43 protein-coding genes are annotated in these 23,011 nt (G+C 55.9%); 33 read left to right on the plus strand and 10 right to left on the minus strand.

Features of this window, described 5'->3' with window-relative positions:
• Positions 1–67: 67 nt before the first annotated feature.
• The 10 genes from IR195_RS10860 to IR195_RS10905 all read right to left on the minus strand — a co-directional run bounded on the left by IR195_RS10860 (position 68) and on the right by IR195_RS10905 (position 4,340).
• Positions 68–301, minus strand: coding sequence for a hypothetical protein (locus IR195_RS10860; RefSeq protein WP_206047493.1), 234 nt, complete (start codon positions 299–301; stop codon positions 68–70).
• A gap of 144 nt (positions 302–445) precedes the next feature.
• Positions 446–787: a phage protein NinX family protein gene (locus IR195_RS10865; RefSeq protein ID WP_206047494.1), complete on the minus strand. Its 342-nt coding sequence runs from the start codon at positions 785–787 to the stop codon at positions 446–448.
• Positions 775–924, minus strand: a complete 150-nt coding sequence (locus IR195_RS10870) for a hypothetical protein (protein ID WP_206047495.1) — start codon at positions 922–924, stop codon at positions 775–777. Before IR195_RS10870 ends, IR195_RS10865 begins: the two co-directional genes overlap by 13 nt.
• Positions 917–1,189, minus strand: coding sequence for a hypothetical protein (locus tag IR195_RS10875; RefSeq protein WP_206047496.1), 273 nt, complete (start codon positions 1,187–1,189; stop codon positions 917–919). The genes IR195_RS10870 and IR195_RS10875 overlap by 8 nt, the downstream gene beginning before the upstream one ends.
• Positions 1,190–1,247: 58 nt before the next feature.
• A complete protein-coding gene (locus IR195_RS10880) occupies positions 1,248–1,439 on the minus strand; it encodes a crAss001_48 related protein (protein WP_206047497.1) in 192 nt (63 codons plus the stop codon).
• A 174-nt stretch (positions 1,440–1,613) separates the two neighbouring features.
• Positions 1,614–1,847, minus strand: coding sequence for a hypothetical protein (locus IR195_RS10885; RefSeq protein WP_206047498.1), 234 nt, complete (start codon positions 1,845–1,847; stop codon positions 1,614–1,616).
• A gap of 23 nt (positions 1,848–1,870) precedes the next feature.
• Positions 1,871–2,074 (minus strand): hypothetical protein, encoded by a 204-nt coding sequence (locus IR195_RS10890; protein ID WP_206047499.1) that lies wholly within the window; start codon positions 2,072–2,074, stop codon positions 1,871–1,873.
• A 416-nt stretch (positions 2,075–2,490) separates the two neighbouring features.
• Positions 2,491–2,784: a LuxR C-terminal-related transcriptional regulator gene (locus tag IR195_RS10895; protein WP_206047500.1), complete on the minus strand. Its 294-nt coding sequence runs from the start codon at positions 2,782–2,784 to the stop codon at positions 2,491–2,493.
• 428 nt (positions 2,785–3,212) lie between these two features.
• Positions 3,213–3,833, minus strand: coding sequence for a hypothetical protein (locus IR195_RS10900; RefSeq protein WP_206047501.1), 621 nt, complete (start codon positions 3,831–3,833; stop codon positions 3,213–3,215).
• A 144-nt stretch (positions 3,834–3,977) separates the two neighbouring features.
• The gene (locus IR195_RS10905; protein ID WP_206047502.1) at positions 3,978–4,340 is read right to left on the minus strand and encodes a helix-turn-helix domain-containing protein; all 363 of its coding nucleotides are present in this window, start codon (positions 4,338–4,340) and stop codon (positions 3,978–3,980) included.
• 241 nt (positions 4,341–4,581) lie between these two features.
• Between IR195_RS10905 and IR195_RS10910 the strand changes: the two genes are divergently transcribed.
• The 33 genes from IR195_RS10910 to IR195_RS11070 all read left to right on the plus strand — a co-directional run bounded on the left by IR195_RS10910 (position 4,582) and on the right by IR195_RS11070 (position 22,940).
• Positions 4,582–4,812, plus strand: a complete 231-nt coding sequence (locus IR195_RS10910; RefSeq protein WP_206047503.1) for a hypothetical protein — start codon at positions 4,582–4,584, stop codon at positions 4,810–4,812.
• A gap of 68 nt (positions 4,813–4,880) precedes the next feature.
• Positions 4,881–5,990 carry a replication protein gene (locus tag IR195_RS10915; RefSeq protein WP_206047504.1) on the plus strand — a complete coding sequence of 370 codons (1,110 nt, stop codon included), beginning with the start codon at positions 4,881–4,883 and terminating at the stop codon, positions 5,988–5,990.
• A complete protein-coding gene (locus IR195_RS10920) occupies positions 5,987–7,291 on the plus strand; it encodes a replicative DNA helicase (RefSeq protein WP_206047505.1) in 1,305 nt (434 codons plus the stop codon). Before IR195_RS10915 ends, IR195_RS10920 begins: the two co-directional genes overlap by 4 nt.
• Positions 7,275–7,466, plus strand: coding sequence for a hypothetical protein (locus IR195_RS10925; RefSeq protein ID WP_206047506.1), 192 nt, complete (start codon positions 7,275–7,277; stop codon positions 7,464–7,466). The genes IR195_RS10920 and IR195_RS10925 overlap by 17 nt, the downstream gene beginning before the upstream one ends.
• Positions 7,463–8,035 carry a hypothetical protein gene (locus tag IR195_RS10930; RefSeq protein WP_206047507.1) on the plus strand — a complete coding sequence of 191 codons (573 nt, stop codon included), beginning with the start codon at positions 7,463–7,465 and terminating at the stop codon, positions 8,033–8,035. The genes IR195_RS10925 and IR195_RS10930 overlap by 4 nt, the downstream gene beginning before the upstream one ends.
• A gap of 97 nt (positions 8,036–8,132) precedes the next feature.
• Positions 8,133–8,408, plus strand: a complete 276-nt coding sequence (locus tag IR195_RS10935; protein WP_206047508.1) for a hypothetical protein — start codon at positions 8,133–8,135, stop codon at positions 8,406–8,408.
• The gene (locus IR195_RS10940; RefSeq protein WP_206047509.1) at positions 8,401–8,910 is read left to right on the plus strand and encodes a hypothetical protein; all 510 of its coding nucleotides are present in this window, start codon (positions 8,401–8,403) and stop codon (positions 8,908–8,910) included. The genes IR195_RS10935 and IR195_RS10940 overlap by 8 nt, the downstream gene beginning before the upstream one ends.
• Positions 8,911–9,183: a DUF968 domain-containing protein gene (locus IR195_RS10945; protein WP_206047510.1), complete on the plus strand. Its 273-nt coding sequence runs from the start codon at positions 8,911–8,913 to the stop codon at positions 9,181–9,183. It abuts the gene before it with no gap.
• On the plus strand, positions 9,180–9,494 hold the full coding sequence (locus tag IR195_RS10950) for a dATP/dGTP diphosphohydrolase domain-containing protein (protein WP_206047511.1): 315 nt from the start codon (positions 9,180–9,182) through the stop codon (positions 9,492–9,494). The genes IR195_RS10945 and IR195_RS10950 overlap by 4 nt, the downstream gene beginning before the upstream one ends.
• Before the next feature lie 112 nt (positions 9,495–9,606).
• Positions 9,607–9,999, plus strand: coding sequence for a hypothetical protein (locus tag IR195_RS10955; protein WP_206047512.1), 393 nt, complete (start codon positions 9,607–9,609; stop codon positions 9,997–9,999).
• Between the two features lie 2 nt (positions 10,000–10,001).
• Positions 10,002–10,370 carry a hypothetical protein gene (locus IR195_RS10960; protein WP_206047513.1) on the plus strand — a complete coding sequence of 123 codons (369 nt, stop codon included), beginning with the start codon at positions 10,002–10,004 and terminating at the stop codon, positions 10,368–10,370.
• The gene (locus IR195_RS10965; RefSeq protein ID WP_206047514.1) at positions 10,367–10,618 is read left to right on the plus strand and encodes a hypothetical protein; all 252 of its coding nucleotides are present in this window, start codon (positions 10,367–10,369) and stop codon (positions 10,616–10,618) included. The genes IR195_RS10960 and IR195_RS10965 overlap by 4 nt, the downstream gene beginning before the upstream one ends.
• Positions 10,615–10,878, plus strand: a complete 264-nt coding sequence (locus tag IR195_RS10970) for a hypothetical protein (protein WP_206047515.1) — start codon at positions 10,615–10,617, stop codon at positions 10,876–10,878. The genes IR195_RS10965 and IR195_RS10970 overlap by 4 nt, the downstream gene beginning before the upstream one ends.
• Entirely contained in the window at positions 10,875–11,594 is a 720-nt protein-coding gene (locus tag IR195_RS10975; RefSeq protein ID WP_206047516.1) for a hypothetical protein, read from the plus strand. The genes IR195_RS10970 and IR195_RS10975 overlap by 4 nt, the downstream gene beginning before the upstream one ends.
• Before the next feature lie 222 nt (positions 11,595–11,816).
• Positions 11,817–12,422: a hypothetical protein gene (locus IR195_RS10980; protein WP_206047517.1), complete on the plus strand. Its 606-nt coding sequence runs from the start codon at positions 11,817–11,819 to the stop codon at positions 12,420–12,422.
• 14 nt (positions 12,423–12,436) lie between these two features.
• Positions 12,437–12,757 (plus strand): hypothetical protein, encoded by a 321-nt coding sequence (locus tag IR195_RS10985; protein ID WP_206047518.1) that lies wholly within the window; start codon positions 12,437–12,439, stop codon positions 12,755–12,757.
• A complete protein-coding gene (locus IR195_RS10990; RefSeq protein ID WP_206047519.1) occupies positions 12,754–12,987 on the plus strand; it encodes a DUF7940 domain-containing protein in 234 nt (77 codons plus the stop codon). Before IR195_RS10985 ends, IR195_RS10990 begins: the two co-directional genes overlap by 4 nt.
• Positions 12,980–13,255: a hypothetical protein gene (locus tag IR195_RS10995; RefSeq protein ID WP_206047520.1), complete on the plus strand. Its 276-nt coding sequence runs from the start codon at positions 12,980–12,982 to the stop codon at positions 13,253–13,255. Before IR195_RS10990 ends, IR195_RS10995 begins: the two co-directional genes overlap by 8 nt.
• A 19-nt stretch (positions 13,256–13,274) precedes the next feature.
• Positions 13,275–13,451 carry a hypothetical protein gene (locus IR195_RS11000; protein WP_206047521.1) on the plus strand — a complete coding sequence of 59 codons (177 nt, stop codon included), beginning with the start codon at positions 13,275–13,277 and terminating at the stop codon, positions 13,449–13,451.
• A 161-nt stretch (positions 13,452–13,612) separates the two neighbouring features.
• On the plus strand, positions 13,613–13,753 hold the full coding sequence (locus tag IR195_RS11005) for a hypothetical protein (protein WP_206047522.1): 141 nt from the start codon (positions 13,613–13,615) through the stop codon (positions 13,751–13,753).
• Positions 13,746–14,333, plus strand: a complete 588-nt coding sequence (locus IR195_RS11010) for a terminase small subunit (protein ID WP_206047523.1) — start codon at positions 13,746–13,748, stop codon at positions 14,331–14,333. Before IR195_RS11005 ends, IR195_RS11010 begins: the two co-directional genes overlap by 8 nt.
• Positions 14,314–15,579, plus strand: a complete 1,266-nt coding sequence (locus IR195_RS11015; RefSeq protein WP_206047524.1) for a PBSX family phage terminase large subunit — start codon at positions 14,314–14,316, stop codon at positions 15,577–15,579. Before IR195_RS11010 ends, IR195_RS11015 begins: the two co-directional genes overlap by 20 nt.
• Positions 15,580–15,587: 8 nt before the next feature.
• The gene (locus IR195_RS11020) at positions 15,588–16,838 is read left to right on the plus strand and encodes a phage portal protein (protein WP_206047525.1); all 1,251 of its coding nucleotides are present in this window, start codon (positions 15,588–15,590) and stop codon (positions 16,836–16,838) included.
• Complete coding sequence (locus IR195_RS11025) at positions 16,825–17,652, plus strand: phage head morphogenesis protein (RefSeq protein ID WP_206047526.1); 828 nt, start codon at positions 16,825–16,827, stop codon at positions 17,650–17,652. Before IR195_RS11020 ends, IR195_RS11025 begins: the two co-directional genes overlap by 14 nt.
• On the plus strand, positions 17,649–18,749 hold the full coding sequence (locus IR195_RS11030; protein WP_206047527.1) for a DUF2213 domain-containing protein: 1,101 nt from the start codon (positions 17,649–17,651) through the stop codon (positions 18,747–18,749). Before IR195_RS11025 ends, IR195_RS11030 begins: the two co-directional genes overlap by 4 nt.
• The gene (locus IR195_RS11035; RefSeq protein WP_206047528.1) at positions 18,746–19,171 is read left to right on the plus strand and encodes a structural cement protein Gp24; all 426 of its coding nucleotides are present in this window, start codon (positions 18,746–18,748) and stop codon (positions 19,169–19,171) included. The genes IR195_RS11030 and IR195_RS11035 overlap by 4 nt, the downstream gene beginning before the upstream one ends.
• Positions 19,172–19,182: 11 nt before the next feature.
• Positions 19,183–20,151, plus strand: a complete 969-nt coding sequence (locus tag IR195_RS11040) for a DUF2184 domain-containing protein (protein ID WP_206047529.1) — start codon at positions 19,183–19,185, stop codon at positions 20,149–20,151.
• A 2-nt stretch (positions 20,152–20,153) separates the two neighbouring features.
• Entirely contained in the window at positions 20,154–20,348 is a 195-nt protein-coding gene (locus IR195_RS11045) for a hypothetical protein (RefSeq protein ID WP_206047530.1), read from the plus strand.
• A gap of 42 nt (positions 20,349–20,390) precedes the next feature.
• Positions 20,391–20,795 carry a hypothetical protein gene (locus IR195_RS11050; protein ID WP_206047531.1) on the plus strand — a complete coding sequence of 135 codons (405 nt, stop codon included), beginning with the start codon at positions 20,391–20,393 and terminating at the stop codon, positions 20,793–20,795.
• Positions 20,782–21,177: a glutamate 5-kinase gene (locus IR195_RS11055; RefSeq protein ID WP_206047532.1), complete on the plus strand. Its 396-nt coding sequence runs from the start codon at positions 20,782–20,784 to the stop codon at positions 21,175–21,177. The genes IR195_RS11050 and IR195_RS11055 overlap by 14 nt, the downstream gene beginning before the upstream one ends.
• A gap of 2 nt (positions 21,178–21,179) precedes the next feature.
• Positions 21,180–21,563: a hypothetical protein gene (locus IR195_RS11060; RefSeq protein ID WP_206047533.1), complete on the plus strand. Its 384-nt coding sequence runs from the start codon at positions 21,180–21,182 to the stop codon at positions 21,561–21,563.
• Complete coding sequence (locus IR195_RS11065) at positions 21,556–21,963, plus strand: phage tail terminator-like protein (RefSeq protein WP_206047534.1); 408 nt, start codon at positions 21,556–21,558, stop codon at positions 21,961–21,963. The genes IR195_RS11060 and IR195_RS11065 overlap by 8 nt, the downstream gene beginning before the upstream one ends.
• A 77-nt stretch (positions 21,964–22,040) precedes the next feature.
• The gene (locus IR195_RS11070) at positions 22,041–22,940 is read left to right on the plus strand and encodes a phage tail tube protein (protein WP_206047535.1); all 900 of its coding nucleotides are present in this window, start codon (positions 22,041–22,043) and stop codon (positions 22,938–22,940) included.
• Positions 22,941–23,011: the final 71 nt, after the last annotated feature.

The raw sequence follows: 23,011 nt of genomic DNA on the forward strand, positions 1-23,011 counted from the left end.
AGCCAGCAAAATCCCGCTACGCCAGCGGCAAACATTGCGGATATTTGAATGAGTAGATCGAGCGGCATCACGGCGCAGGCCGTAGGCCAGGGCACGACTCAGCAGCGATGCCTCTAAAATCTGGATGGCCGGTGCGATCTAGCGGATCAATGCCGCGCGCCTCCTCGGCCTGCCAAACTGCCACTTCCGTGCAGTAGCCCTGGTGCAGGCTCTTTTCGTCAGCCGCATCCAGGCTGGCGGCTAGTACCATGCTGCCGATGATCACCACTAGGACGGTTAAACTAAGCGTTCTCGCGTTCATGTCTCGTCACCTTCTTGATTAACTGGGGTGGGTGGCCGTGGTGTTTTGCTGCCATGCGGGCAGAACGACGGCCATAAAAAAGGCCCTTATGGGCCAGTGGTACGATGCGGCCCTGGTAGGGCTGCTGGATGATGTATCGGACGGTCATGTAACCAGCTCCTTGGGCATCTCTACGGTGTCGCCTAACTTGCTGGTAACAATGGCGCGCATGGCAGCGATTAGCGGCATTAGCGCTTCGCCGACATGGTCGCCTGAATGCGCCCACCAGCCGCCATAATCAGACTGATTCAACGCCGTCACGTACTCCTCAATCAGCGGCCCGCCCTGCTGCCACTCAGTCGAAGGCCGATATAGGCCTACACACCAGTAGCCGCTAGGGAAATCAACTCGATGGCCTTCGCGCACGCCGCCAAGCGCCTTCTCTACCGCTATATCAAGCGCTTCGCCTTCTAGCTTGCTGACCTCTACCTTCACTAGCTCACCCATACCCACTCCTTAGGCTCTCGCTGTAGCGCTAGCTCAGCGCGCTTGTGATCCGCTGCAATACGGCGGCGATAGAGCAACCGCTGCGCCGCCCTGTCTTTGCTGTCGAGCGCTTCTTTGTCGAGTGGGCGGTTAGCCATCGGTATGCTCCAGTTCGGCTAATCGCTGCTCTGCCATTTCCATGCGATAGATAATGTTCAGAACCTTGTTGCACTCAAGCCACTGCTTTTTGACGTGGCCACCCTTCTTGGATGTGTCCAATCTATGATGGCAAGCGGCCTTTACATCTCGAACGACCTCGTCTGATGCTTCCATAAACACCTCTCTAATTAGGCGCGCTGCCTCGCGGCTCTCGCAGTGCCAGTGCAGGTTAATGAGGGAAGCAGCGCGGGAATGGCTACTCATACAGCCATTCCGGTGTAAAAAAGCCTGCTGCTTGCAGGCTGTTGATGCGACATGATTGTCAGAAATGACTAATTCGCTCGCCAAGCACAGCGCTGTACTGAGACATGTGCTTGTACTGGCGGACAAGGCGGTCTTTCTCGCCTTTATCTAGCCCTGAAAAAATATCGCCACCAATAAACCCATCAAGTGCCAATATTTTCTTGTCCAGCTCTTCTTTTTCAGTGACGACGCGTTGCTGATGTGGCTGCATATTTCACCTCTCTGAATTAAAAAAGCCCGCCGGAGCGGGCAATGCCAGTGTGATGCCGCCGGACGATGCCGGTATTAGCATCCAGATACCCCTTGGCGCTTCCCCGAGTCCCGACAGGGCAAGAGGTATTTGGATGCCGCCTGTATTCTCAGCCCAGGCGGCAGGCTTTGGTCCTCACTGCGCAGAGGTTCGCGTATTGCTCTTTGGCTGCAAGACAATCTCATGCGTTTGCGCGCATCTCTTGCAAATAACAATCCAGTCTCCAAGTCCTTGTAACTCTTGGCCGAGAACCATATCCCCGCCGTTGCGGCATGAGATTTCAGCGCCGCCGAACTCGTAATTAAGCTCGGCATCGTAAAAAGTCTTTGCTTCGCATACATCGCAAAGCCTGTAATCCGCTGCTGCCATACCCACCTCCTGTTGATTAGCGGCTAGCCGCCACTCACGGTTAGCTTCATATCTCGCTTAGATACAAACGTCATGAAGTTTTTCAGCGCTGCGAACGGGTTTGCGTAATACCCCGTCGCGTAATTAGGGGTGCTGAATCCAAATCCAAAAACGTATCGTGTCCATGAGAACTTAAATTTGTATTCCCAATCAGGGCCGGTGCTTACTTTCAGCAGCGTAATTTCCATACCGCTCTCCTGTTAATCCGTGAAACATCGGGATGGGCGGCCGGTGCTGATCTCCGGCTTGCCGGCTTCCCAGCCGGTCTCATGGTGCATCGTCAACTTTACGCGGCTCGCCAAGGCCCACTTAAGGACACTTCCGCTACCGTAGCGCATCAGCCTGCGCATTCACCCATCCCGATGCCCGCTCAGTGAACGGGCTATTCGTTTATCCCACGCCACCGCATCGCTTACTGCTTAACGCTCCGGAAAGGCTCCCGCTCATTCGTTTGCGCCCAAATCAGGGGCTAGCACAAGGCATGTCCTGATCGCCCACTAGGGTGTGGCGTGATCGCCCGACAACACTGGGTGCCGGTCGCCCCTGTATACCTGGGGAAGGAATATTCGATTGTTAAAGAGCGGCTGTTACGGTCAGCTTCCGGTTAGGCGATCATCTGAACCTGATCCGCCTTTCGGGCGATGCGAGTCTTGCCACTGCGGCGCATCGCATCGTCTGTGCCTGTGAGCATTGCTACTGCTACTAGGCAGATCAGTCCTTTCCTGATCGAGATAGCCACTAAGTTCGCGATGTTCTTGGCTTCTAGCCGCTCACATGCTTGCTTTACGTGCGTTCTAATCGTCAGAACCGAGCGGTTAAACTCTTTGGCTATGTCTTCGCAGTTAGCGCCGATTGCCAAGCGTTCAACTATTTCAGTCTGGCGGTTAGTAAGGTTCATGGCTTTATCTCGTCAGGTGTTAACCTAACATTAGGGCAATAAAAAAAGATCGTCAAGCTAAACCTGACAATCTTTTTATGCGCGGATATTTTGTAAGGCTAAATCATTCACTTAGGAGGCAATTTTTTTAGCGAAATTTCTTTTCTGAGGTAATCGTATGCCCGCATAAGGCGCTCAGATCGTTCAGATGGCGCGCGGCGCCCCTTACCTATCTGGCTTTTTGCTTCCATTCCCGTCATTGCGCCCCCTTATTTTTAACTGTACATAGATACAGTATATAGAACCTCGTCTAGCAAGCAATAACTAGACATCTGATTAGATTTTACGGGGAATCTTCGCGACTAACATCGCCCCCAAAGGGGCTGTTTAAATAAACAGACAGACACAAAAAACCCGCCTCTAGGGCGGGTTATTGGACAGCAATGAGGCTAGGTTGAAGCCGCTTGGCGATCATCAGCCTCTTTGTGCAGCTTGGTCGTATCAAGAGACATGACTTGGCCGAGCAGCTTTTGCCAGAGCTTAAATGTGATCAGGTGTTCGTGCGCCTCCTTTCCAAGGATGGATAAGGACGCATCGTTATATGCCTGAAGCTCTACAATAGGCAGCTCCGGCGGTTCGTCCATCTCTATAGAGCGTTTCTCAATCTGTAGCTCGTGAGACAGACCGTCTGACTCGAAGCGGCGTTGCAAAGCAACCCAGCGACGACGCAATTCGTTGTGCAGTGATTCTCTGCTCGCCGCTCCGACCACAAGGTCTATCGCTGAAAATATCACCACTACTGCAGCTAGCGCACTAGCGATCTTAGGGCTTCCAGATGCAAAAAAAGAGATTGCTGCCGATGAGCCAAATACAACGCCCACAAATGCAGTCAAGCGATGCCAATACCCAAAAAAAGATGCTCGCCTGGAGTGGTATCTAATATTCCTGACTACATAAAAGCGAAAATCATACTCGGCGTCCTGATCTTCACTTACCTGGCTTGGGCTTCGGTGCTGGTCGGCTCTGCATGATTTCGTTGAGTCCATCTCTGCGGTCGTTGAATTGCTCATTTGAAGGCCTCGGTTGATCTTGCTGAGGACGTGATTTGTCACGCGGCTGTTGCCCTGGTGATTTTTTATCTGACATCAGTATACCCCTGTTTTCAATTATCTGCTTTAAGTTGAAAGTGTTGCACTACCCCACCCTAGGCGCCCTCAGCCTTCTCGCTTCATCTGCCTAACTTCTTCAAACAGAATGCCTCGCGCCTCTACGTCCTCCTTGCCCTCAAGAATAATTTCATGGGCGCGACGCATGACGCTAATGAATTGGGCGCTGCTCCCGTTAGGCAGCAGCTCTTCAATGATCGACTGAGTTATATCGGCAGCGCGAGCAAGCAATTCATCGGGTGGGCCGTACTCTTCATCATTAGACGAGTAGCCAGAAAGCGACTCTGCAGAAACCCTGTATAGACCAGCAAGTCTTCTTAGCGTCGCATCCTCGGGATAGCTCTTTCCGGTTTTCCACTCGCTCACAGAGGCTTTTGAAACGCCCGCATCTCTTGCGATAGCTGTGAGCATTCCGTGCTCCCTATCAGTGTTGTGGTGCTTCATCGCCGCAGCCAAAAGCGCGCTCCACATCCGGCGCTTTATATCGTCGTCAGTCCTCCTGCGAGCCATGCCTTTCTCCAACATGTAAGCCATTCACCTGATTTTAAACGCAATGGGCGTTATCTCAATACTGAAAGTTAGGTATAAACTTGCCTGCGTGCGGTGTTATTGGCTATTATCGTTAGGTGTTAACCTAACCTTTGGAATAAACATGGATAAACAACCAACCCTAAAGGAACTGATAGCCGACTGCGGCGGCGTTCGCGTCGTTTCTGACGAACTGGGGAAAGCTCGCCAGTCAGTCTGGGAGTGGATGACCAAAGGTCGCCTGCCGCTAAGCGAGGTTAAAGGTTCAACGAAATACAGCGAGGTGCTAGCGGGTATGCAGCGCACTGGAAAGCTGACGCCTTCTCAGATTCGCAAGATCGGACTGAACATCTAAACGCAAAAAGCCCGCTTATCGCTGGGGAGCGAGCGGGCTTTTACATACGTCATCCATGGAGAAAGTCTATGGCATCCGCAGAGATATATCAATTCCCTTCAACGCCTCCTGGCGAAGTCAGGGAAAAGCGAGGCCCGCAGGTGGAGGACGGATACACCAGGATCGCGAATGAGCTGCTGGAGCAGGTCATGGCAGCGCCTTTCACGCTGAGAGAGCTTCGTGTGGTGATGGCCGTCATTCGCCTCACCTATGGCTGGAATCGCAAGCAGGCTCGCGTTACAGGCGGCCTGCTGGAAAAGCTGACGGGTATTCATGCGACCACTTGCGCAAAGGTTCTTTCCAGCCTTATCGAGAAAGACGTCATCGTTCGCAAGGGTGGCAGCAGGTCACCTGTATCGTTAAATAAGCATGCTGAAGAATGGAAGGTTGAGCAGCCAAAGCGCGTCATTCCTGAGCCATTAACAAAACGCACTGACTCAGGCCAAAACGACCTATCTGTCTCAGGTCAAAACGACCTGCCTTCTAAAGACATGAAAGACATAACTACTGCTGACGCAGTAGTTAATGCGCAAATTCTGCGTGACGCCTTCGAAGTTTTTTACAACGCTGGACTACCGAAAAAAGACCGCAAACGTGCCGAGGAAAAATTCAAGCGCACTGCCAAACGGCTCAAGCGTGACCCAATGGAGTTTGCCGAATTCCTGGCCAGCGACATTGGTAAGCGCCTCGCTGCCGAACAGCAAGGTTTTGAATTACTCCACCCCACCACGTACCTGAACAACGAGCGCTGGCTTGATGATATCGAGGAGCGGCAGACGCCTGCGGCAAACAGCCCCAACCTCCCCGCCTGCCCCCATGCCGACCTGCTAGCCATTTGGGACGACACTTGCGGCAAGGTGAAAGGAAAAGCGCCCAACCTGCTTGACTGGCAAGGCACGAAGTCTGCTGACGCGCTGGCTGAACGCTGGGCTGAGTTCTACGGCGTTGAGGTCAATGGCCGCGTTCGCTATGACTCGCTAGAAACTGGCTTGAAGTGGTGGCGCATGGCGTTAGAGACCATCGCCGCCAAACAAGACTTCCGCAGCGCTGATGCTGACATTTGGAGCCTGTTCTACAAGGGCCGCTTTGGCCGCGCTGCCAATGGCAACCTCTGCAACCAAGGAGGTGCCACACGATGAGCGAGCTAATCCACTACGAGTCGCTACTAATCGGTGCATGCCTTAGGTCTCCTGAGCTAATCAGTCAAACGAATGTCCGCGCTGATGATTTGGGTGGCGAGTACCACGCTGAAATTTGGCAGACGATGCAGTCACTGGCAGCCAAGGGCGTGACGCCTGACTTGGTGAGCGTGTCCGATAATTGCGCTGCCCCTGCTGGCTTGCTTGCTGAGGCTATGCGCGAGTGCTACAGCACAAACCCTGAACTAGTGCTCGCCTGGGCAAGCGTCATTAGCGGTAAGGCTCGCCGTCGACGCCTAGCTAGCGGTTTGAGTGCGCTGGCTGAATCTGATCACGATGCGGATATGCTGCTGCACTACGCCCGAGAGCTATTGCTAGGCATTGAAGACGACGCACCAAAGGCTGAGCGCACCAACCGCGACATTATCGACGAGCGCATCATGGCGCTGGAAGACCGGATGCTAGGCAAAGCCTCGCACATCGGCCTTACGTTTGGCGTGAAAGACCTAGATAACCTCTGCTACGGCATGCGCCCTGGCGAATTAGTGGTGTTAGCTGCACGGCCCGCAATGGGCAAGAGCGCCCTTGCGCTACAAGCAGCGCGCCTGAATGCCATGCAAGGCAAGCGCGTCGCCGTATTCTCCCTCGAAATGGATGCTGGCGAGCTTTTTGACCGAATGCTTTGCCAGGGCGGGAAGGTATGGGCGGATCGCTACGCAGCACCCAAGAGTGACGATGACGGCCTTTATAAACACCTCGGCCCGACTGTTAAGGCGCTTAAAGAAGCCGACCTTAAATGCTTCGATAACATTTTCGACATTGAGGGTATTGCCTCCAAATGCCGATCACTCCACCAGCAGAAGCCTCTCGACCTAATTGTCGTTGATTACCTACAGCTAGTGGGCTCAAAAGGCAGTCGTAACGCTAATCGCGCTATTGAGGTTGGCGAATATAGCCGCGCCTTGAAGATGCTGGCCATGCAATGCCAGTGCCCCGTACTCCTTCTATCCCAGTTAAACCGCAACGTCGAAACGCGCCCTGATAAACGCCCGCTAATGGCCGACCTCCGAGAGTCAGGCAGCGTTGAGCAGGACGCCAACAAGATCGTGATGCTTTACCGAGACGAAGTTTACAACGAGCAAACACAAGAACAAGGCGTGGCCGAGCTGATCGTCAGGAAACATCGCGGCGGAAGCATCGGCACCGTCCGCGCCTCTGGAAACCTTCGCTGCTTCACGTTTAGCGACCTCGCTTTCAGCTCACAGCAAACGGGGGCTTCGACCTATGACCCTTTCAATTAAACAACGCGCCCAGCTCCGAGCCAAGGGAATCGTTGTCCGCATCGAGTACGGCAACGGCAGCGTGAAGTGCTCAACGCCCGAGGGTGAGCGCTATTACACGGCAAGCGACCTAAAAGCGATGGCCAAGCCTGGGTTTATGGATCGGCTAACTGCATGGATCGGGGGTGTCGCATGAGCTCATTGCCAGCACTAACGGAGGCAATCGTCCAAGACCTCGTGTACGCCAGCTGCAAAGCGTCCAAGCACGAAATCACGGTGCCGAACTGCGGCTCTGTATGGGGCTCGGAAGCTGATGTAGCGTCGATCACCAAGTCACGGCTAGGTCATGCCTACGAGATCAAGGTGAGCCGTGCCGATTGGCTTTCCGAGCTGCGCCAGATTCGAGGCGACAGCCAGACGGCCAAGTGGTGGCGAGCTCATGTGCTGGCCAGCGCCAAACAGCGCGCCGAAGAAACGTCAAGGATGCACGCCGCAGGCTCAAACTGCTGTGGCCTAGTACCGCCGAACTACTTCTGGATGGTGACGGCCCCCGGCATCGTGCAAGACGGCGAGCTGCCGGAGTACGCCGGTCTGCTTGAGGTTGAGCCGTACCGGTTCGGCGAGGTGAAAGCCCACGGCTACATGCTGCGTCAAGTGAAGGCAGCACCGCGCCTGCACAGAGTGAAGCAGCTCGACAATCAGATCATGGCGTTGGCTCGGGGCGTGACCCTGCGCTACTGGCAACAGCGGAGGGCTTCGGCATGAGCTGGCAACTACTCGCCGGAATCGGCATAGGCATGATTATCACCATAGCCGCGCTGTTAGCGCTGTTTTACTGGGCGACTAGCGGGGACGGTGACAAATGAACTACAGAGAAGGACTGATTGCCGCCAAGGCCAATGGAATTGCGTACATCACATACGAGAAACGAGTGAACTCCTATGGCTGGGACATCAAAAAAGCAGCTACAAAACCGGCGCGGAAGCTAGGGCATGTCAAAGCGCTTCTGGAAGAGCACGGCATCACCAAGGCCCAGTTCTACCACTGGCGCAAATCGTTACCAGTTGGCACATCACTGCGAGACATAGCTGAAGTCGCGGCGGCGAGATCAAGGGCGCGGGAGGTGGAGCATGGGTAAGCCAGCGAATAAGCCGTTCGTCAGCCGTGCCGCCACTTTACAAGAGGCTATGGCTGCTATCTCCAAACTACCCCGTGTGCTGACTGACGCTATCCAGCTATGGGGAGACGTGGAGATCATCGTTCAAAAGCGACAGGTAAAGCGGAGCGTTGATCAGAACAAGCTCCAACGCAAATGGCTGCTAGAGGCAGAGGCCCAAGGCGACCAGACCGCCGAGGAGTACCGTGGCTTCTGCAAGCTGCACTTCGCCGTGCCGATCCTGCGCTGGGAGCTTCCCGAATTCAAAGAGAAGTACGACCGCATCGTTAAGCCACTGCCGTATGAGGCCAAGCTGGAGTTGATGCAGGAGCCGTTGGACTTCCCTTGCACGCGGTTAATGACCAAAGAGCAAAAGTCGCGCTACCTCGATGCGATTTACCAACACTTCGCCGGCTTGGGCATGCGCCTGACGGATCCCGCCCTAAAGGGAATCAACCCGCATGATTACAGGGAGGTGGCTTAGATGCTCAAGCAAAAGCCCTACCGCAACCGTAAGTATTTGGACTGGGTAAAGCGTCAGCCCTGCGTCATGTGCCACGCGCCTGCTGACGATCCCCATCACATTATTGGCGTTGGCCGTATGAGCGGGATGGGCACGACTGCGCCTGACTCGATGGCGATACCTGTCTGCCGCCGCCACCACGACGAGATACACCGGACGCCTGAGCTATGGGACCAGCAATGGGAGTGGGTGGCGAGAACGTTGGATACCGCACTACGGGAGGGCGTGCTGTGAATGGATCTACAGGGTTAAATCGAGGTATGAAATTCGACGGCGAGAAACTGCGCGCTGACCTGCTGCTTGATATGCCGCACGCGTTGGATGAAGTGATCGACGTACTCACCCAAGGGGCAGTGAAGTACGCACCCGGTAACTGGGCGCACGTTGACGACGCCGAGCGCCGCTATAAAGCCGCGTCGATGCGCCATGAGCTAGCCCTAGCGCTACATGGGCCGCATGACGACGAAACCGGCTGCCACCACCTAGCGCACAAGATTTGCTGTGACCTGTTTCGGTTGGAGCTGGCACTGAGGGGCGACCAATGAGCATCTGGACCATCCCCGCCCTGCTGGGCATTGGAGCCGTCGTGCTGATCGCGTTCGCGGCGTTCATTTTCAAAGGCCTGGATGAGCAAGGCGAGCCAATGGAGGGTGAGGAATGAACAGAGAAAACCATACGCCGCCAGCCAGAACGGCGCCGCCCGAGTCGATAGAAAAACAGTTCGTGCATTGCAAATGCGGCGACTCCTATCCAGCTAACAGTTACGGCGCGGGGTTTATTGAGGCTAATGGCGGCGTCTGTGAAAACTGCGACATGTATGAGCAGCGCATATCTATCAGCGCGAAGGCCGGTCAGCGGCTGGCCAAAGCAGCGCATCGGCTACAGGTCGCCGAGTACGCAATCAACGAGGCTATTAAAGGCCGCGACGACGAAGAGGTGTCTGCCTGCAATAGAGCCCTGACTGACGCGCGTCATGAATGGCAAGCGAGTGCCGCAGAGGTGAGTCAAGAGTTGATCGCCAACGGCCACCACGAAGCGGAGGGAGATTAATAATGCTGATATTCGTCCCCTACATCGCCAGCAGTACCAACGTAGCCCTGCGAGCCAATAAGCACGCAAACAACCGTGAGGTGAAAGCCGCCGCATGGGCGTGCAAGGCGGCTTGCCAGGGCGTCGAACCGATTACCGGCAAGGTCGATCTGGTGTTCCGTCCACGACTGGGTAAAGGCGAGCGGGTGCGGGATACCAGTAATTATTCGATCAGCATGAAGCACATAGAGGATGGCTTGGTGGCTGCCGGATTGCTGCCCGACGACCGTGGACAGTACGTGCGCCGAGTCATCATGGACCCGCCCGAGATTGATCGGAAGGCCGAAAGCGGGACGTGGGTTGAGCTGATACCCGTTGAGGTGACTGCATGATCGAGCGCCCTACACAGTGGCCGGATGGTCGAAAACTCGGTGGCGAGAACGGCTACCCGCCCGAATGGCATGAATGGGCGCGGCAATGCGAGGTGAAGTTCATCGCACGGCAGATGCTGGCAGCGCCCAAGGGAAACCGGTTAGCCATACACGCACAGTGGGCAAAGAAATTCCCGCACGCAACGCAAGCCGCAGTGAAAGCGGTATGGGATGAGGTGGTCAACGAAAAGCGCAAGGGGGCGGCATGAAAGCGACAGTCAGAACAGAGCGTTTCTACGACATCGAAATCGGCGGCGTGATGAAGGAAGGCTGGCGGGAGGTTTCGAGTTGGAACGGCCTTAAAGAGCTGGAGCGCAAAGGCGAGAAGCTGATCGTGGTTACTGAAGATCACGGCTTAATGTTCGAGATATTCGGCCCCACTGTTGGCGAAAGCAAAGAGTCTGAGCTGAAGGTGGTTTCTGCAAGCCCTTCTCTGCATGAATGGCTGCGTGGCGAGGTGAAGGCATGAAATATCTAGCTAACAATCCGCGCGAGGCTTGGGCAATGGCTTTTGAAAGCGGTATTCGCACCCAGGCAATGGTTGATCTTGAGGAAAGCCAGACTGATCCTGTCATCGTTAAGAGCGGTAAGCGTAAGCGCTACGTGCTCGGTTTCAATGATGATGGAAAGATAGTCACGTACACGCGAGAGCAGATTAGCGCGAGCCAAGACCGCTCTCGCAAGGGCGGCCCAGGAGCCGCGTTTGGCGACAGCTACCATGCCGTATACTCTGCAATTATCAAGCTTGAGCGTGACAACAAAACCCTGGCCAATGTAGGCCACTGGTTGAGCCTGAATGACACAGAGCAAGCCAACCGCTACCACGATGACGTTTTCGACACTGTGCTGATGCGGCTAATCATGAATACCCCGGCATGGGATGAATGGCGCGACAAGCGCAAAGAGCGCGCAAAGGCATTAATCCAGGCGCGCATGATGCAGGATCGGCTCAATGTTGACGGAAGCCGACAGGGGTGGACGCCTCAAGAGGTTTGCGTGTTCGCATCAGAGTATCTCGGCGTAAAGATCATCCGTAACAACTGGTATCAAGATGGATGGGTGGCTGTCTGGGAATTGCTGGGAATTATCATTGACAGCCTCGAAGATTGCGCCATGAAGCCCGTTCGCAATGCTGTTTCCCAAACAAACCGAGAAATTCGCAACTTTCTAAAAAATGCAGCTTGACGAAATAATGCTCGCAAATGTACACTTTTGATATTCTGGCGATAAAAGTCAGACGACGCCAAATACCTTAAAGCCTCGCTAATCGCGGGGCTTTTCTATTTGAGCTATTGCAGAAAATGCATGAGCTCACCGGCCCGCCATTGTGCGGGCTTTTTCGTTTCTCCCTTTTCGATTTTGCCGCCCTCCTTCCCCTGGCGGCTTTTTTTATTTCTGAGGCATCCCATGGCTTTCACCTTCCTGCGAGAAGTGCCCCAGGAGGGTACGGCTACGTATACCCCGCAGCCGTTCATGCTGCCGTGGGGCGCTAAAGTCGATGATGCGTTTATCGACAAGTTATTTGAGATCTGCGAGCGCATGGGCTGGGGCCCTGATTTAGCCGACGAGCTAATGGGATGCATGGCGTTTGAATCTGCCAGGACGTTCTCGCCCAGCATCAAAAACCAAGCGGGCAGCAGCGGTCGAGGCTTGATCCAGTTTATGGAAGCAACTGCCCGCGATCTAGACACCACTACTGACGCCCTAGCTCGCATGACTGCAGTGGAGCAGCTCGAATACGTCTACGCCTACTTCACCAAGTACCGATGGCATGAGCGCGTCCGCTGCCTGGAAGACATGTACATGGCGATTCTCATGCCGAAGTACATTTCCAGCCCGCTCGGCACTGTGCTGTTCAACGATGGCACGCGGGCATATACGCAAAATCGCGGCTTAGACGCTGATCAGGATGGGCGCATAACCAAAGCCGAGGCAGCCGCCAAAGTGCGCGCCGTTTATCTTGAAGGGTACGCCAATGGCAATGCTCGCGAAGTCTTTTACAACGAAACCTAAATAGGGGCCGCCTAATGCCATGGCGAAACACAGGACTAATACAGGAGGTGCTACTGGCGTTAGGCACGTCGGTAGCAGTCGTTATGGGTCTACTCGCTAAAATCGCGCACGAAGTTAAGAGCGGCGAGCGTGAGCGATTCTTTACGCGCCGCTTGTGGCTTGATGCACCTGCGCTGGTCGTCATGATTACGATGGCTGCGGGCGTAAACGTCTATTTCGGCCTAGACGGTTGGCCAGCGGCGGCGATTGCCGGTGTGTGCGGTTGGGCTGGGCCTCGCAGTATCGATCTAATTTTGATGGCCGCTGCTGATCGCGTGAGGGGTGCGAAGAAATGAACCTAATCCCTGAGTGGCGCAAAGCTCCGTCAATGTGGTCTGTACGCCTCGGAGTCATCGCCGCCCTTCTCTGCGGACTACAGCCCGTATTGCCCCACTGGGAGGGCGTTATGCCTGAGTGGGCTTATGCCTTGCTCGCCTCACTGGTAGCCATCGCTGGCGTGATTGCTCGATTAATCCCCCAGCAGCGCGTCACTACAGAGCGAGAGCGGAGAAAGACCCATGTTTAGCAATCTATGGGCAAAAATCGCCGGCTTTTTGGCAATGGTTATTGGCCTGCTCGGTGCTGCGCTGCTGTACACCAGCGGTCAGCGTGATCGAGCAAAAGAAGCCGCAAGCCGTGCCAAGGCTGAGGCTAAGAGCAAGAGCGCTGTGCTTGAAGCCGAGCGCGCTATTGATGATGCCCGCGCCCAGGTGCGCGAGAAATCCAATGAGGTGCAACGTGAAGCCGATAATCGCCCTTCTACTGAGCGCCCCGCTGGCTCTTTTCGTCGCTAGCTGCACAACGGTCGAGTATGTGCCGGTTAATCCGCAATGCACGCCACCTCCTCAGCCCGCGCTACCCGAGATCGACCGCGGCGAGCTGTGGGATGCCGTTGGCGACGCTGAGTACCGGCGTATTGAATCGTACATCAACCAACTGTGGGCATTTAGCGATGAGCAAGGCGCGATGCTGGATTCGTTATGCGAGTAGACGCCTTTCGGCCTGGGTGCGCGTTCGCTGGATTGTGGGCGCTTTCCTCATGTCCGCGTACTGGCATCGTAGGCGAAAGCTGTACAAAAGCGGCGAATAGTTACACAGGCTCGCGAACGGGTGCGCTAAGTCACGGGCAATAATCGACAAGGATTATGCAAATGGCCTGTAAAGCCTGCGAGCGCCGCAGAGAGCGCATTAAAGAGCTAGCTCGGAAGATTCGAGAACGCCTCCCCTTTCGTATCACCAACATGCACGAGTACGTAGAGGCTCGTAAGCAAGCAGAGAGAGATAATGGCTAACGATAACCCTCGCACAAAGCTGACCGCAAAGCAGGAGCGGTTTTGCTTGGCATACCTCAAGCTAGGTAATGCTAGCGAGGCGTATCGCCAGGCTTACAGCACCAAGGGCATGACCCCCAAGACGATCAACGAGAAGGCTTCACGCTTGCTAGCTATGGGCAAGATTAGGGCAAGGCTTGAAGAGCTTAATCAGTCAGCCGTCACGGACGCTGTTATGACTCGACAGGAGGCCTTAGAGCGACTTTCCAATTTCGCCCGCGCCGACCTTGCCGACTTGGTGGAGTTTGGTTCATACGAGCTTGGAGAGGTTGATGGCGAGCCGGTCATTCAGTCGACGTGGAAAATCCGCGACTCTGCCCTGCAAGATGCTAACGCCCTCTCTGCCATTGCCGAGCTGAATGCCAGTAAAGATGGCATAAAGATAAAGACGCACTCCCCGCTTCAGGCTCTTCAGCAGCTTGCCAAGATGCAGGGCTGGGAGTCGGCGCAGAAACACGATCACATATCTAGTGACGGCAGCATGACACCGAAGCCGACGACCATCCAGCTGGTAGCGCCCAATGACGACAGCGACGCTTGAGCTACCGCCGAAGCTAATCCCCGTATTCACTGACAAGCCAGGAGAGCAAGTACGCTACCGTGGCGGCTACGGTGGGCGCGGGTCTGCCAAGACTCGCACATTCGCCCTAATGTCGGCTGTGCGTGCCTACATGTTCGCCGAGGCTGAGCAGTCTGGGGTCATCCTGTGCGGTCGCGAGTACATGAACTCCCTCGAAGACTCGAGTATGGAGGAAGTGAAGCAGGCGATCCGCTCGGTCGACTGGCTGAACGCCTATTTTGACATTGGCGAGAAGTACATCCGCACCAAAAACCGCCGCGTCTGGTACACATTCGCAGGCTTGCGTCACAACCTCGACAGCATCAAGTCAAAGGCCCGCATCCTGCTTGCCTGGGTGGACGAGGCCGAAACGGTCAGCGAGATAGCGTGGCAAAAGCTGCTGCCCACGGTGCGCGAAGAAAATTCCGAAGTATGGATAACGTGGAACCCTGAGAAAGACGGCAGCCCTACCGATACCCGCTTTCGCAAGAACGCGCCGGAAGGCTCCAAGATTGTCGAGATCAACTACACCGACAACCCCTGGTTCCCCGCTGTGCTCGACATGGAGCGGTTAAACGACCGCGAAACCCTCGATGACCAGACGTATGCCTGGATATGGGACGGCGCGTATCGCGAGAACAGTGAGGCGCAAATACTCGCTGGCAAGTACCGCGTTGCAGAGTTCGAGCCGACAGATGAATGGTCGGGTCCCTATTACGGTATCGACTGGGGCTTCTCGCAAGACCCAACGGCTGGCGTCAAGTGCTGGGTGAATGACCGGCGCCTGTATATCGAATATGAAGCGGGCAAAGTCGCACTGGAGAACGACGACATTGCCAAGTACATGATCGAGCGCATACCCGAGATCGAGCGCCATGTGGTGCGCGCTGACTCGGCGCGTCCCGAAACCATTAATCACGTCGCATCAAATAACGGTGGTGCTCGCCAAAACCTGCCGCGCATCGAGGCCGTGGAGAAATGGCCGGGTAGCGTCGAGGACGGCATTGCCCATCTTCGCAGCTATCAAGAGATCGTTATTCATCCTCGCTGCATGGAAACGCTCAAAGAGGCGCGTCTGTACAGCTACAAGGTAGATCGTCTCACTGGCGACGTTCTGACCACAATCGTTGATAAGCACAACCACTGCATCGATGCCATTCGCTACGCACTGCAGCCGATGATCGGCGGCAAAAACTTTAAGAGTCGCTTTGAAGCCCTCGCCAGCTAGGAGACACCATGCCGAGTTACAACGAGGACGGCTATCGCTCGGCATTGACCGGCGGTCGCCGTCGACAGTCTCAGGTTGTCGATTACGCCACCCTGTACGCACGCGGCGGCATCTATTCCCGCGTAGTTGATATTCCCGCCGACCTCTGCATGTCGAGAGGCATTGAGGTCAAGGGCGATGATAAGGGCGTTATCACCAACGAATTCGACCGACTCGATTTAGTCGGCAATATGTCCGACGCTATTCGCTGGGCGCGATTGGACGGCGGCTCGGCGCTAATGCTACTGACTGACACAGGCACGCTGGATGAGCCGCTGCCTGAAAGCTTCGGCAGCATTACTGAGATTCGGGTGGTTGAGATTGACCAGCTATCGGTTGCCCCTGGCGGGTATTACGGCGATCCCAATTTGCCCACCTTTGGCCAGCCTGAGATTTATCAGGTTCGCCCTGCCCAGCAGGCAGGCATGTCGGTATCCGTCAATTTCTTCACAGTCCATGAGTCACGCCTACTACCTGTTTATGGCGAGCCTCTGCCTGGGCGCTTAAAGATTGGCGCCCGCGTGCCGTGGCTGGGTCGCCCTGCCGTGATTGAGGCGTACAACTCCATCGAGAAGTACAAAAAGTCTCTTATTCTGGCGCTCGAAATACTCAAGCGTAAGCAGCAAGCCGTGCACCAAATGAAAGGCCTGGCTGAGCTAATCCAGAACAAGCAAGAGGACTTGGTTCGCAAGCGCGTCGACTTAGTTGATGACGTTCGCTCGCTGATGAATGGCGTAGCGGTCGATGCTGAGGACAATTACACGGTTTATGACCAGAACGTCAGCGGTATTAAAGACCTGATCGGTGAATATCAGGTGGCCGTATCAGCCGATACAGGTATTCCAGTTACTCAGCTGTTTGGGCGCTCGGCTGCTGGTCTGAACAACACAGGGGAGAATGACCTCGAATCCCTGTACGACCTTTGCGAAGGCATACAGAAGACCTCAGCACAGCCTGCCATCGAGCGGCTTATTGAGGCGATTGGAAAGCAGCAAGGCGTAACTCTACCTGCCGACTGGAAAATCGACTGGCCTTCGCTCTGGACGCCTACCGATGCGCAGCAAGCCGAGACGCGGCATAAGAACGCTCAAGCCGATAAGGCGGAAGCGGAGGCGCGGCAGATCGACTACGACATGGGCGTGGTAAGCGAGACTGAGCTGCGCAAAGCCGCTATTGCCGAGGGTCGCTATGACCTGGGGGTGGCTAATGGCTCGGCCTAAGTGGGCACACCCCGAGGCCATCGAGCGCGAGTATCAGAAAGATATTGAGCGCGTGGCCAAGCAATGCCGGGTAGAGATCAATAAGCAGTTGATGCCGGAAATATCGGCGCTGCATGAAATGGCTAACCGGTACCGTCCTGACTCCATTGGTGATGATGGCGACCAGGGCACATGGGTTGATCGGCTCAACAAGCTGCTTAACTCTGTGCTGTCGGTCACGCTGGGTTCAAGCGCCTTTCGCGCCTTCACCGGATCAACAGCCAACTTCGATGGCGTGGACGTTAAACGCTTTGCTGAGCGGATCAAAGATTTCAACCTGCGGCAAGTTCGCAGGCTCACGCGGGCGCGCTATGGCGAGGCGTATAACCGCGCTGAACCATGGCTTGATGACTTGATGCGCGCCTGGGAGCTGGAAAACCTAAAGCTGATTCGTTCTATCCCCGAGCAGTACGTCGATAACCTTCAAGGCACGATCATCCGGGCTATCAACGAAGGCCAGAACGTCACGCAGCTTAAAGAGACGATACGCGCTACTTATGACCAGCCAGTTAACCGCGCTCAGCTCATCGCCAACGACCAAGTGGGCAAGCTAAACGCCAACCTGACGGAATACCGTCAAAAGAGCGTGGGTGTCAGTGAGTACACATGGCGCGGCGTTGATGATGGCCGCGAGCGTCCCGAGCATAAGAGGCGCAACAACCAGGCATTCAAGTGGAGCCAGCCGCCACCCGATGGTCATCCAGGCATTCCCGTTAGATGCCGCTGCTGGGCTGAGCCCAAATGGCCTGAACGCGACGAGGTAAGACTGACATGAGCGTAAACCGCTACGACCGGGTGCCTATCGGTGCGAAGTTCACCGAAGACGGCTACCTAGAAGACTCGCCCGTGCTGACTCGCACGGGCGTTTTCGTTTACAGAGACGGCAACGGCAAAGAACGGCGAGAGCTGCGGCTGCCGGAAGACGTTTTCAAGGCTGACTCCCTAGCCACCTACCGCAACAAGCCCATCACCAAGGGGCACCCCGGCAAGGTCAACGCTGGCAACCTCAAAGCCCACCAGATTGGCACCGTCACCAGCGAGGGGCGCCAGGACGGCGATAACGTGGTGAGCGACATCGTCATTCACGACCCTCGCGTGATCAAGCAAGACGGCTGGAAAGAGCTATCCGTTGGCTACGCGGTCGATCTGATCGACGAGCCCGGCGAATACAACGGAGAGCGTTACGACGCTATCCAAACCAACATCCGCGTGAATCATCTAGCGGTTGTGCCCATCGGTCGGGCAGGTAATGCACGGCTGAATCTGGACGCGGCCGACGCCGCAACCATCATCGAAGGCGTCGACGATGCCGAAACCCCAACTAACGAGGATTCTCCCGTTATGAATAAGATCCGACTGGATAACGGCATCGAGTATGACGCCGTTCCCGAAGTGGCCCAGGCGTACAACCAAGCGCGCAGCGACGCCAAGGCGATTGAGTCAGAGCGGGATAAAGAAAAAGCCCGCGCTGACGATGCTGAATCCAAGCTGGCCGCTAAAGATCAAGAGATCGAGCAGCTTAAGCAAGACGGCGTTAAGCAGGCGCGTGCTCGCGTTGAGCTGGAAACGGCTGCTAAAGAGCATGGCGTCGAAATCAAGCAAGACTCGACTGACCGCTCTATCAAAGAAGCAGTTATCAAAAAGCTGCGCACCGATGCCGCTCTTGATGGCCAGTCCGATGCCTATGTGGACGCTACTTTCGACATCGTGACCAAGGACGCTACCCAGCGTCGCAACGATGCCGCCAGTCAGCGTAAGACGGCGACCATCATCAACCAAGATGCAGTCGAGAAGCCCCAGGCTAGTGCTGCCTCAGCGCGTCAAAAAATGTCCGCACGTCTTCGCGGCGAAAAAGTGGAGGGTGACCAATGATCTACGAAATGGATAAAGCCCGAGCGGGTATGAAGGCAGATGCTGGTTTTGATCGCGTCGAATCCTTCCCGGCGGCAGGCGTGGTCAATTTTGGCCATGTAGTCGGCGTCAATGCCGATGGTGCTGTTGTGAACGGCGCTGGCACACGTTTTGCGGGCATCGCCCTGCATACGCACACCAAGATCGATAACTACGTCCAGTACGACGACGTGTCTGTCCTGACGCGTGGCCTAGCGTGGTGCGTGGTCACCGACGCAGGCACCGTGACCGATGGCGGCGCCGTTGAGGTCGACGCCACAGGCAAGGTGCAAGACGCGGACGCCGGTACAGCTGTACCTAACGCCGTGTTCCGCTCTGCGCTCGAAGTAATGGGCGACGGCACTCGCCTCGCCTGCGTCGAGCTGGCCCACCCTTTCGCATAAGGAACTGAGAAATGTTCGAACAGCATATGAATTACGACGCCGCTGACCTGTCGGCGGTAATGGATGCAGGCGAACGCCTGGGCATCGAGCGGGAAGATGAAGGCATCTTCCTGGCACGTCAGCTCGACTACGTGAAGACTCGAATTTACGAAGTCCTGACGCCACAGCTGACCGGCCTGCAGCTGGTGCCAGTTTCCACCGAGGTGCCAGAGTACGCCGAGTCGTTCACCTACCGCACCTATGACGAAGTAGGCATGGCCAAGTTCATCTCGAACTACGCCGATGATCTGCCTCGCGTCGATGTGGTCGGCAAAGAGGAAACGCTCAAGCTGAAAAGCATGGGTGATGCCTACGGCTACAGCCTGGACGAAATGCGCTTGGCTAATGCGATGGGCACCAACCTGTCAGAGCGCAAAGGCCGCGTTGCTCGCAAGGCCATTGACCAGCTAGTGAACAAGGTTGCCCTGGTGGGCGATGCCGCTCACGGCTTCTACGGATTCACCAACCACCCCAACCTGGGCGAAACCGCTGTAACAGGCGATTGGACCAACCCGGCGACCACTGGCCAGCAGATCCTCGATGACCTGCTCGCCATGTACGACGCCGTGCAAATCCAGTCATTCGATAACCACATTCCAAATACGCTAGCCCTAGCGCCGACTCGCCGCTCTGCGCTAATGCGCAAGAACGTCAACGAAGGCGGCAACTGGGAAAGCGTGATGGCGCGTTTCAAGTCGCTCTATCCTGGCGTGAACATCATCGCCTCAACCGAGCTTGAGCCTAGCGCGGCGAATGGCAACGAGTCGACTGCCGTCATGTACGAGCGCGACGTCGACAACATGAGCATCGAAATTCCGCGTCCGTTCGAGCAGCTACCTGCCGAAAAGCGCAACCTCGAAATGGTGATCGACTGCATCGCCAAATGCTCTGGCGTGGCCATCTACCGCCCGCTGTCACTCACTAAAGCCGTGGGAGTTTGATCATGGGTTTGTATCGCAACACCACCAAGGGCGTCATCAATGTGAGCGGCGCGTTCTGCGCCCCCGGTAAAACAGCCGAGTTTGACGACAAGGCTCCCGGCCTCGCTCGCATGCTCAAGCGCGGCGTGCTGGTCAAGTCGACGGCAAGCAAGCCGGACCCGGTGCCGACCAAGAAAGACGGCGGTAAAACCGAGTAACCCGAGGGGCCAAGCGCCCCTCCCTAATTCCAAGAGGCTGCCATGCAATATGTCACCGTTGCCGATGTAGATGAAAAGCTGGGCGAAGCCTGGGCGCCGGAAGCTGACAAGGCTCGCTTTGTGGCCATGGCTAACGCCTATCTTTCGGCGCTACACATCCAACTACCCGACCCCGTGCCGGACGAGATCAAGCTGGCCGGTGCTGAACTGGCAGCGGCGGCAGCAGATAGCAGCCTGTACGTTACGCAAACGCAAGGCGTGATGACGCAGAAACGCGTCAAGGCGGGCACGGTAGAGAGCGAAAAGCGCTATGCAGACGTGTCAGCCACCTTTGGCAAGAATGCAGCACTGCCTGAGCGCGTGCAGTTCGCCCTAGCGCTGATTGAACAATACCGAGTCATCCCGATGGGCATCACTGTGGGGTACGGGAACCATGAGCTTACGTGACGAGCTACAGGCCGATATTGCCGAGGCGTTCGACGATGAAGACGGTCTGGCCGACGCCGTGGCGTCGTTTAGCTGCACGCGAGAGATCGTCACCGGCGGCTATGACCCCGAGACTGGCACCACGCCTCAGACCACCATAGGCTATCAAGGTCGCGGTGTTTTCGGCGGCTTTCGCCAGTTTGAGATCGACGGCGCTCGCATCATGGCGACCGATACCAAGCTGACAGTGCTGCAAAACGAAATCTGGCGCGTGGTAAATGGCGAGGTCACGAATACTCCTGACGCACCTCAGATTGATGACGTTATCAACGGCTTGACGGTGATGGATGTTAAGCAGGACCCAGCCAAAGTGTCGTGGATATGCCAGCTACGGAGGACGTGAGCATGGCTAGAGGATGGAGTAAGCCGCTATCAGGCTTTATTGATCAGTCGCGCGACATGATGATGGTTACTATGACTGCGGCGTCAGAAGAGGCAGCGCGGGGCATCATATACCGCTCGCCTAAAGACACGTCTCGATTCTTGGCGAACAACAACTTCTCCATAAACGAGCCTGACGAAAGTTATGATCCAGAAAAACGCGATATTCGGCGTGAAGATGCGCTGGCCAACGCAAGGCGCGCTATCGCCTCTCTTCGCCCTGGCGATGTGTTTCACGCCGTGAATACAACCCCTTACGGTGAAGTTCTGGAAAGCGGAAGCTCGACCCAGGCACCGCACGGCATCTATGGCCTGACAGCTAACGATTTGAAGGAGAAATATGGCTAACCCAACCTTCGAATCCATCCGCCTTGCCATTGAGCGGCGTCTGTCCACCTGGGGCGGCGTACCGGTCGAGTACGACGGCGCACCGCAGACGCCCGATGTTAGAGCAGCGATTGAGAACAAAGAGAGCTGGGTGCGCTGCACTATCCAGCACGGCGCCTCTATTCCTGCGGGCAACGCCTCGGAGCCGTGTGTACGGCGCACCGGGCTTGTTAAGTTCCAAGTATTCACGCCAAAGCATCGAGGTTCACGCCCTGCCGCGTTGCTCGCTGACTCGCTGGTACCGTTATTTGAGTTCTACCAAGACGGCCACTTTGAAACGCAGGCAATGAGCGTTCAGCGCATTGGTGAAAGCAACGACTGGTATCAGTACAACGCAACTACGCCTTTCCGTATGGGGTAAGGCCCAACCAAGCACCACCACCAACCCGCCATCGTGCGGGTTTTTTAATACCTGAAACCCACACGAGGTAACTAAATATGGCATCTGGATCCCGAATCCGTATTGCGCGCCGCCCTGAAGGGTCAACTGACCCCTGGCAGGTTCTGCGTACAACAGGCGACGGCCTGACGGTTGCGACGGAAACTCAGCGCTCAGACGAGCGCCGCGACGACCGCACTCGAGGCGACCAGAAAACGACAATGATCAATCCAAACGGCACCGTGGATTTTGAGCTCACGGCGGCCAACTTCGATTCGATCATGTCTTCTGTGCTCAGTAATGCGTGGGTAGCTGACTCACTCAGCAACGGCGTCACAGAAACGCGCTGGGAATATCTGAAAAGCTACATGGATATTGATGAGCACGTACGCATCTCTGACGCATCGGAAACTCAGCTACAGCTATCCGGCACGTCCGGCCAGAAAGTAACCGGCCAAGTGACTGTCATGGGGCGTGGTCACGACGACGAATACGACCCATCTGGTGATACCTTCGTCGAGCCGGAAGCGACGATCATCATGGATATGAGCAATAACTTCCATAGCGTTCTGATCGATGGCGCCACGCCCACTGGGCTTTGTGTTAAGGGCTTCGACATTACCATCAATGGCGGATTCCAAAGCGATCAGTGCGCGGGAAGCCTGTACCAGCATCATGAGCCGGGCACGTTTGACTTTAGCGGCAACGTCAATTTCCGGCTCTCCACCGCCGCTATGGGCTTGTGGCGTAAAGGCCTGCTCAGCGACCCGATTGCCTTCGGCTTCTCGCTATCGGCTGAAGATTATTCCTACATCTTGGCATTGCCCCGCGTGTTCCTGTCTGGCGAACTGCCCAGCGGCGCGCTCGACGCCATACTTGACCAGCAGCTCAACATCACGCCAGCGCGTGACGAGAACGGCGTAATGATGAGCATTGCCCGCACCATCCCAGCCCCCTAACCGCTTTGGCCCCTAAGCGTGCCCGTCTGTCGCGTGACGGGGCCTCTTTTCTTCTAACAGACACCCACAGA

It is taken from the genome of Vreelandella venusta (assembly GCF_015689495.1).
GTDB lineage: Bacteria > Pseudomonadota > Gammaproteobacteria > Pseudomonadales > Halomonadaceae > Vreelandella > Vreelandella venusta.

What these genes read in the sequence shown, in the direction of transcription:
- IR195_RS10860 (WP_206047493.1), bottom strand. Translation starts at nt 301, where the DNA reads ATGAACGCGAGAACGCTTAGTTTAACCGTCCTAGTGGTGATCATCGGC.
- IR195_RS10865 (WP_206047494.1), bottom strand. Translation starts at nt 787, where the DNA reads ATGGGTGAGCTAGTGAAGGTAGAGGTCAGCAAGCTAGAAGGCGAAGCG.
- IR195_RS10870 (WP_206047495.1), bottom strand. Translation starts at nt 924, where the DNA reads ATGGCTAACCGCCCACTCGACAAAGAAGCGCTCGACAGCAAAGACAGG.
- IR195_RS10875 (WP_206047496.1), bottom strand. Translation starts at nt 1,189, where the DNA reads ATGAGTAGCCATTCCCGCGCTGCTTCCCTCATTAACCTGCACTGGCAC.
- IR195_RS10880 (WP_206047497.1), bottom strand. Translation starts at nt 1,439, where the DNA reads ATGCAGCCACATCAGCAACGCGTCGTCACTGAAAAAGAAGAGCTGGAC.
- IR195_RS10885 (WP_206047498.1), bottom strand. Translation starts at nt 1,847, where the DNA reads ATGGCAGCAGCGGATTACAGGCTTTGCGATGTATGCGAAGCAAAGACT.
- IR195_RS10890 (WP_206047499.1), bottom strand. Translation starts at nt 2,074, where the DNA reads ATGGAAATTACGCTGCTGAAAGTAAGCACCGGCCCTGATTGGGAATAC.
- IR195_RS10895 (WP_206047500.1), bottom strand. Translation starts at nt 2,784, where the DNA reads ATGAACCTTACTAACCGCCAGACTGAAATAGTTGAACGCTTGGCAATC.
- IR195_RS10900 (WP_206047501.1), bottom strand. Translation starts at nt 3,833, where the DNA reads ATGAGCAATTCAACGACCGCAGAGATGGACTCAACGAAATCATGCAGA.
- IR195_RS10905 (WP_206047502.1), bottom strand. Translation starts at nt 4,340, where the DNA reads ATGCTCACAGCTATCGCAAGAGATGCGGGCGTTTCAAAAGCCTCTGTG.
- IR195_RS10910 (WP_206047503.1), top strand. Translation starts at nt 4,582, where the DNA reads ATGGATAAACAACCAACCCTAAAGGAACTGATAGCCGACTGCGGCGGC.
- IR195_RS10915 (WP_206047504.1), top strand. Translation starts at nt 4,881, where the DNA reads ATGGCATCCGCAGAGATATATCAATTCCCTTCAACGCCTCCTGGCGAA.
- IR195_RS10920 (WP_206047505.1), top strand. Translation starts at nt 5,987, where the DNA reads ATGAGCGAGCTAATCCACTACGAGTCGCTACTAATCGGTGCATGCCTT.
- IR195_RS10925 (WP_206047506.1), top strand. Translation starts at nt 7,275, where the DNA reads ATGACCCTTTCAATTAAACAACGCGCCCAGCTCCGAGCCAAGGGAATC.
- IR195_RS10930 (WP_206047507.1), top strand. Translation starts at nt 7,463, where the DNA reads ATGAGCTCATTGCCAGCACTAACGGAGGCAATCGTCCAAGACCTCGTG.
- IR195_RS10935 (WP_206047508.1), top strand. Translation starts at nt 8,133, where the DNA reads ATGAACTACAGAGAAGGACTGATTGCCGCCAAGGCCAATGGAATTGCG.
- IR195_RS10940 (WP_206047509.1), top strand. Translation starts at nt 8,401, where the DNA reads ATGGGTAAGCCAGCGAATAAGCCGTTCGTCAGCCGTGCCGCCACTTTA.
- IR195_RS10945 (WP_206047510.1), top strand. Translation starts at nt 8,911, where the DNA reads ATGCTCAAGCAAAAGCCCTACCGCAACCGTAAGTATTTGGACTGGGTA.
- IR195_RS10955 (WP_206047512.1), top strand. Translation starts at nt 9,607, where the DNA reads ATGAACAGAGAAAACCATACGCCGCCAGCCAGAACGGCGCCGCCCGAG.
- IR195_RS10960 (WP_206047513.1), top strand. Translation starts at nt 10,002, where the DNA reads ATGCTGATATTCGTCCCCTACATCGCCAGCAGTACCAACGTAGCCCTG.
- IR195_RS10965 (WP_206047514.1), top strand. Translation starts at nt 10,367, where the DNA reads ATGATCGAGCGCCCTACACAGTGGCCGGATGGTCGAAAACTCGGTGGC.
- IR195_RS10970 (WP_206047515.1), top strand. Translation starts at nt 10,615, where the DNA reads ATGAAAGCGACAGTCAGAACAGAGCGTTTCTACGACATCGAAATCGGC.
- IR195_RS10975 (WP_206047516.1), top strand. Translation starts at nt 10,875, where the DNA reads ATGAAATATCTAGCTAACAATCCGCGCGAGGCTTGGGCAATGGCTTTT.
- IR195_RS10980 (WP_206047517.1), top strand. Translation starts at nt 11,817, where the DNA reads ATGGCTTTCACCTTCCTGCGAGAAGTGCCCCAGGAGGGTACGGCTACG.
- IR195_RS10985 (WP_206047518.1), top strand. Translation starts at nt 12,437, where the DNA reads ATGCCATGGCGAAACACAGGACTAATACAGGAGGTGCTACTGGCGTTA.
- IR195_RS10990 (WP_206047519.1), top strand. Translation starts at nt 12,754, where the DNA reads ATGAACCTAATCCCTGAGTGGCGCAAAGCTCCGTCAATGTGGTCTGTA.
- IR195_RS10995 (WP_206047520.1), top strand. Translation starts at nt 12,980, where the DNA reads ATGTTTAGCAATCTATGGGCAAAAATCGCCGGCTTTTTGGCAATGGTT.
- IR195_RS11005 (WP_206047522.1), top strand. Translation starts at nt 13,613, where the DNA reads ATGGCCTGTAAAGCCTGCGAGCGCCGCAGAGAGCGCATTAAAGAGCTA.
- IR195_RS11010 (WP_206047523.1), top strand. Translation starts at nt 13,746, where the DNA reads ATGGCTAACGATAACCCTCGCACAAAGCTGACCGCAAAGCAGGAGCGG.
- IR195_RS11015 (WP_206047524.1), top strand. Translation starts at nt 14,314, where the DNA reads ATGACGACAGCGACGCTTGAGCTACCGCCGAAGCTAATCCCCGTATTC.
- IR195_RS11020 (WP_206047525.1), top strand. Translation starts at nt 15,588, where the DNA reads ATGCCGAGTTACAACGAGGACGGCTATCGCTCGGCATTGACCGGCGGT.
- IR195_RS11025 (WP_206047526.1), top strand. Translation starts at nt 16,825, where the DNA reads ATGGCTCGGCCTAAGTGGGCACACCCCGAGGCCATCGAGCGCGAGTAT.
- IR195_RS11030 (WP_206047527.1), top strand. Translation starts at nt 17,649, where the DNA reads ATGAGCGTAAACCGCTACGACCGGGTGCCTATCGGTGCGAAGTTCACC.
- IR195_RS11035 (WP_206047528.1), top strand. Translation starts at nt 18,746, where the DNA reads ATGATCTACGAAATGGATAAAGCCCGAGCGGGTATGAAGGCAGATGCT.
- IR195_RS11040 (WP_206047529.1), top strand. Translation starts at nt 19,183, where the DNA reads ATGTTCGAACAGCATATGAATTACGACGCCGCTGACCTGTCGGCGGTA.
- IR195_RS11045 (WP_206047530.1), top strand. Translation starts at nt 20,154, where the DNA reads ATGGGTTTGTATCGCAACACCACCAAGGGCGTCATCAATGTGAGCGGC.
- IR195_RS11050 (WP_206047531.1), top strand. Translation starts at nt 20,391, where the DNA reads ATGCAATATGTCACCGTTGCCGATGTAGATGAAAAGCTGGGCGAAGCC.
- IR195_RS11055 (WP_206047532.1), top strand. Translation starts at nt 20,782, where the DNA reads ATGAGCTTACGTGACGAGCTACAGGCCGATATTGCCGAGGCGTTCGAC.
- IR195_RS11060 (WP_206047533.1), top strand. Translation starts at nt 21,180, where the DNA reads ATGGCTAGAGGATGGAGTAAGCCGCTATCAGGCTTTATTGATCAGTCG.
- IR195_RS11065 (WP_206047534.1), top strand. Translation starts at nt 21,556, where the DNA reads ATGGCTAACCCAACCTTCGAATCCATCCGCCTTGCCATTGAGCGGCGT.
- IR195_RS11070 (WP_206047535.1), top strand. Translation starts at nt 22,041, where the DNA reads ATGGCATCTGGATCCCGAATCCGTATTGCGCGCCGCCCTGAAGGGTCA.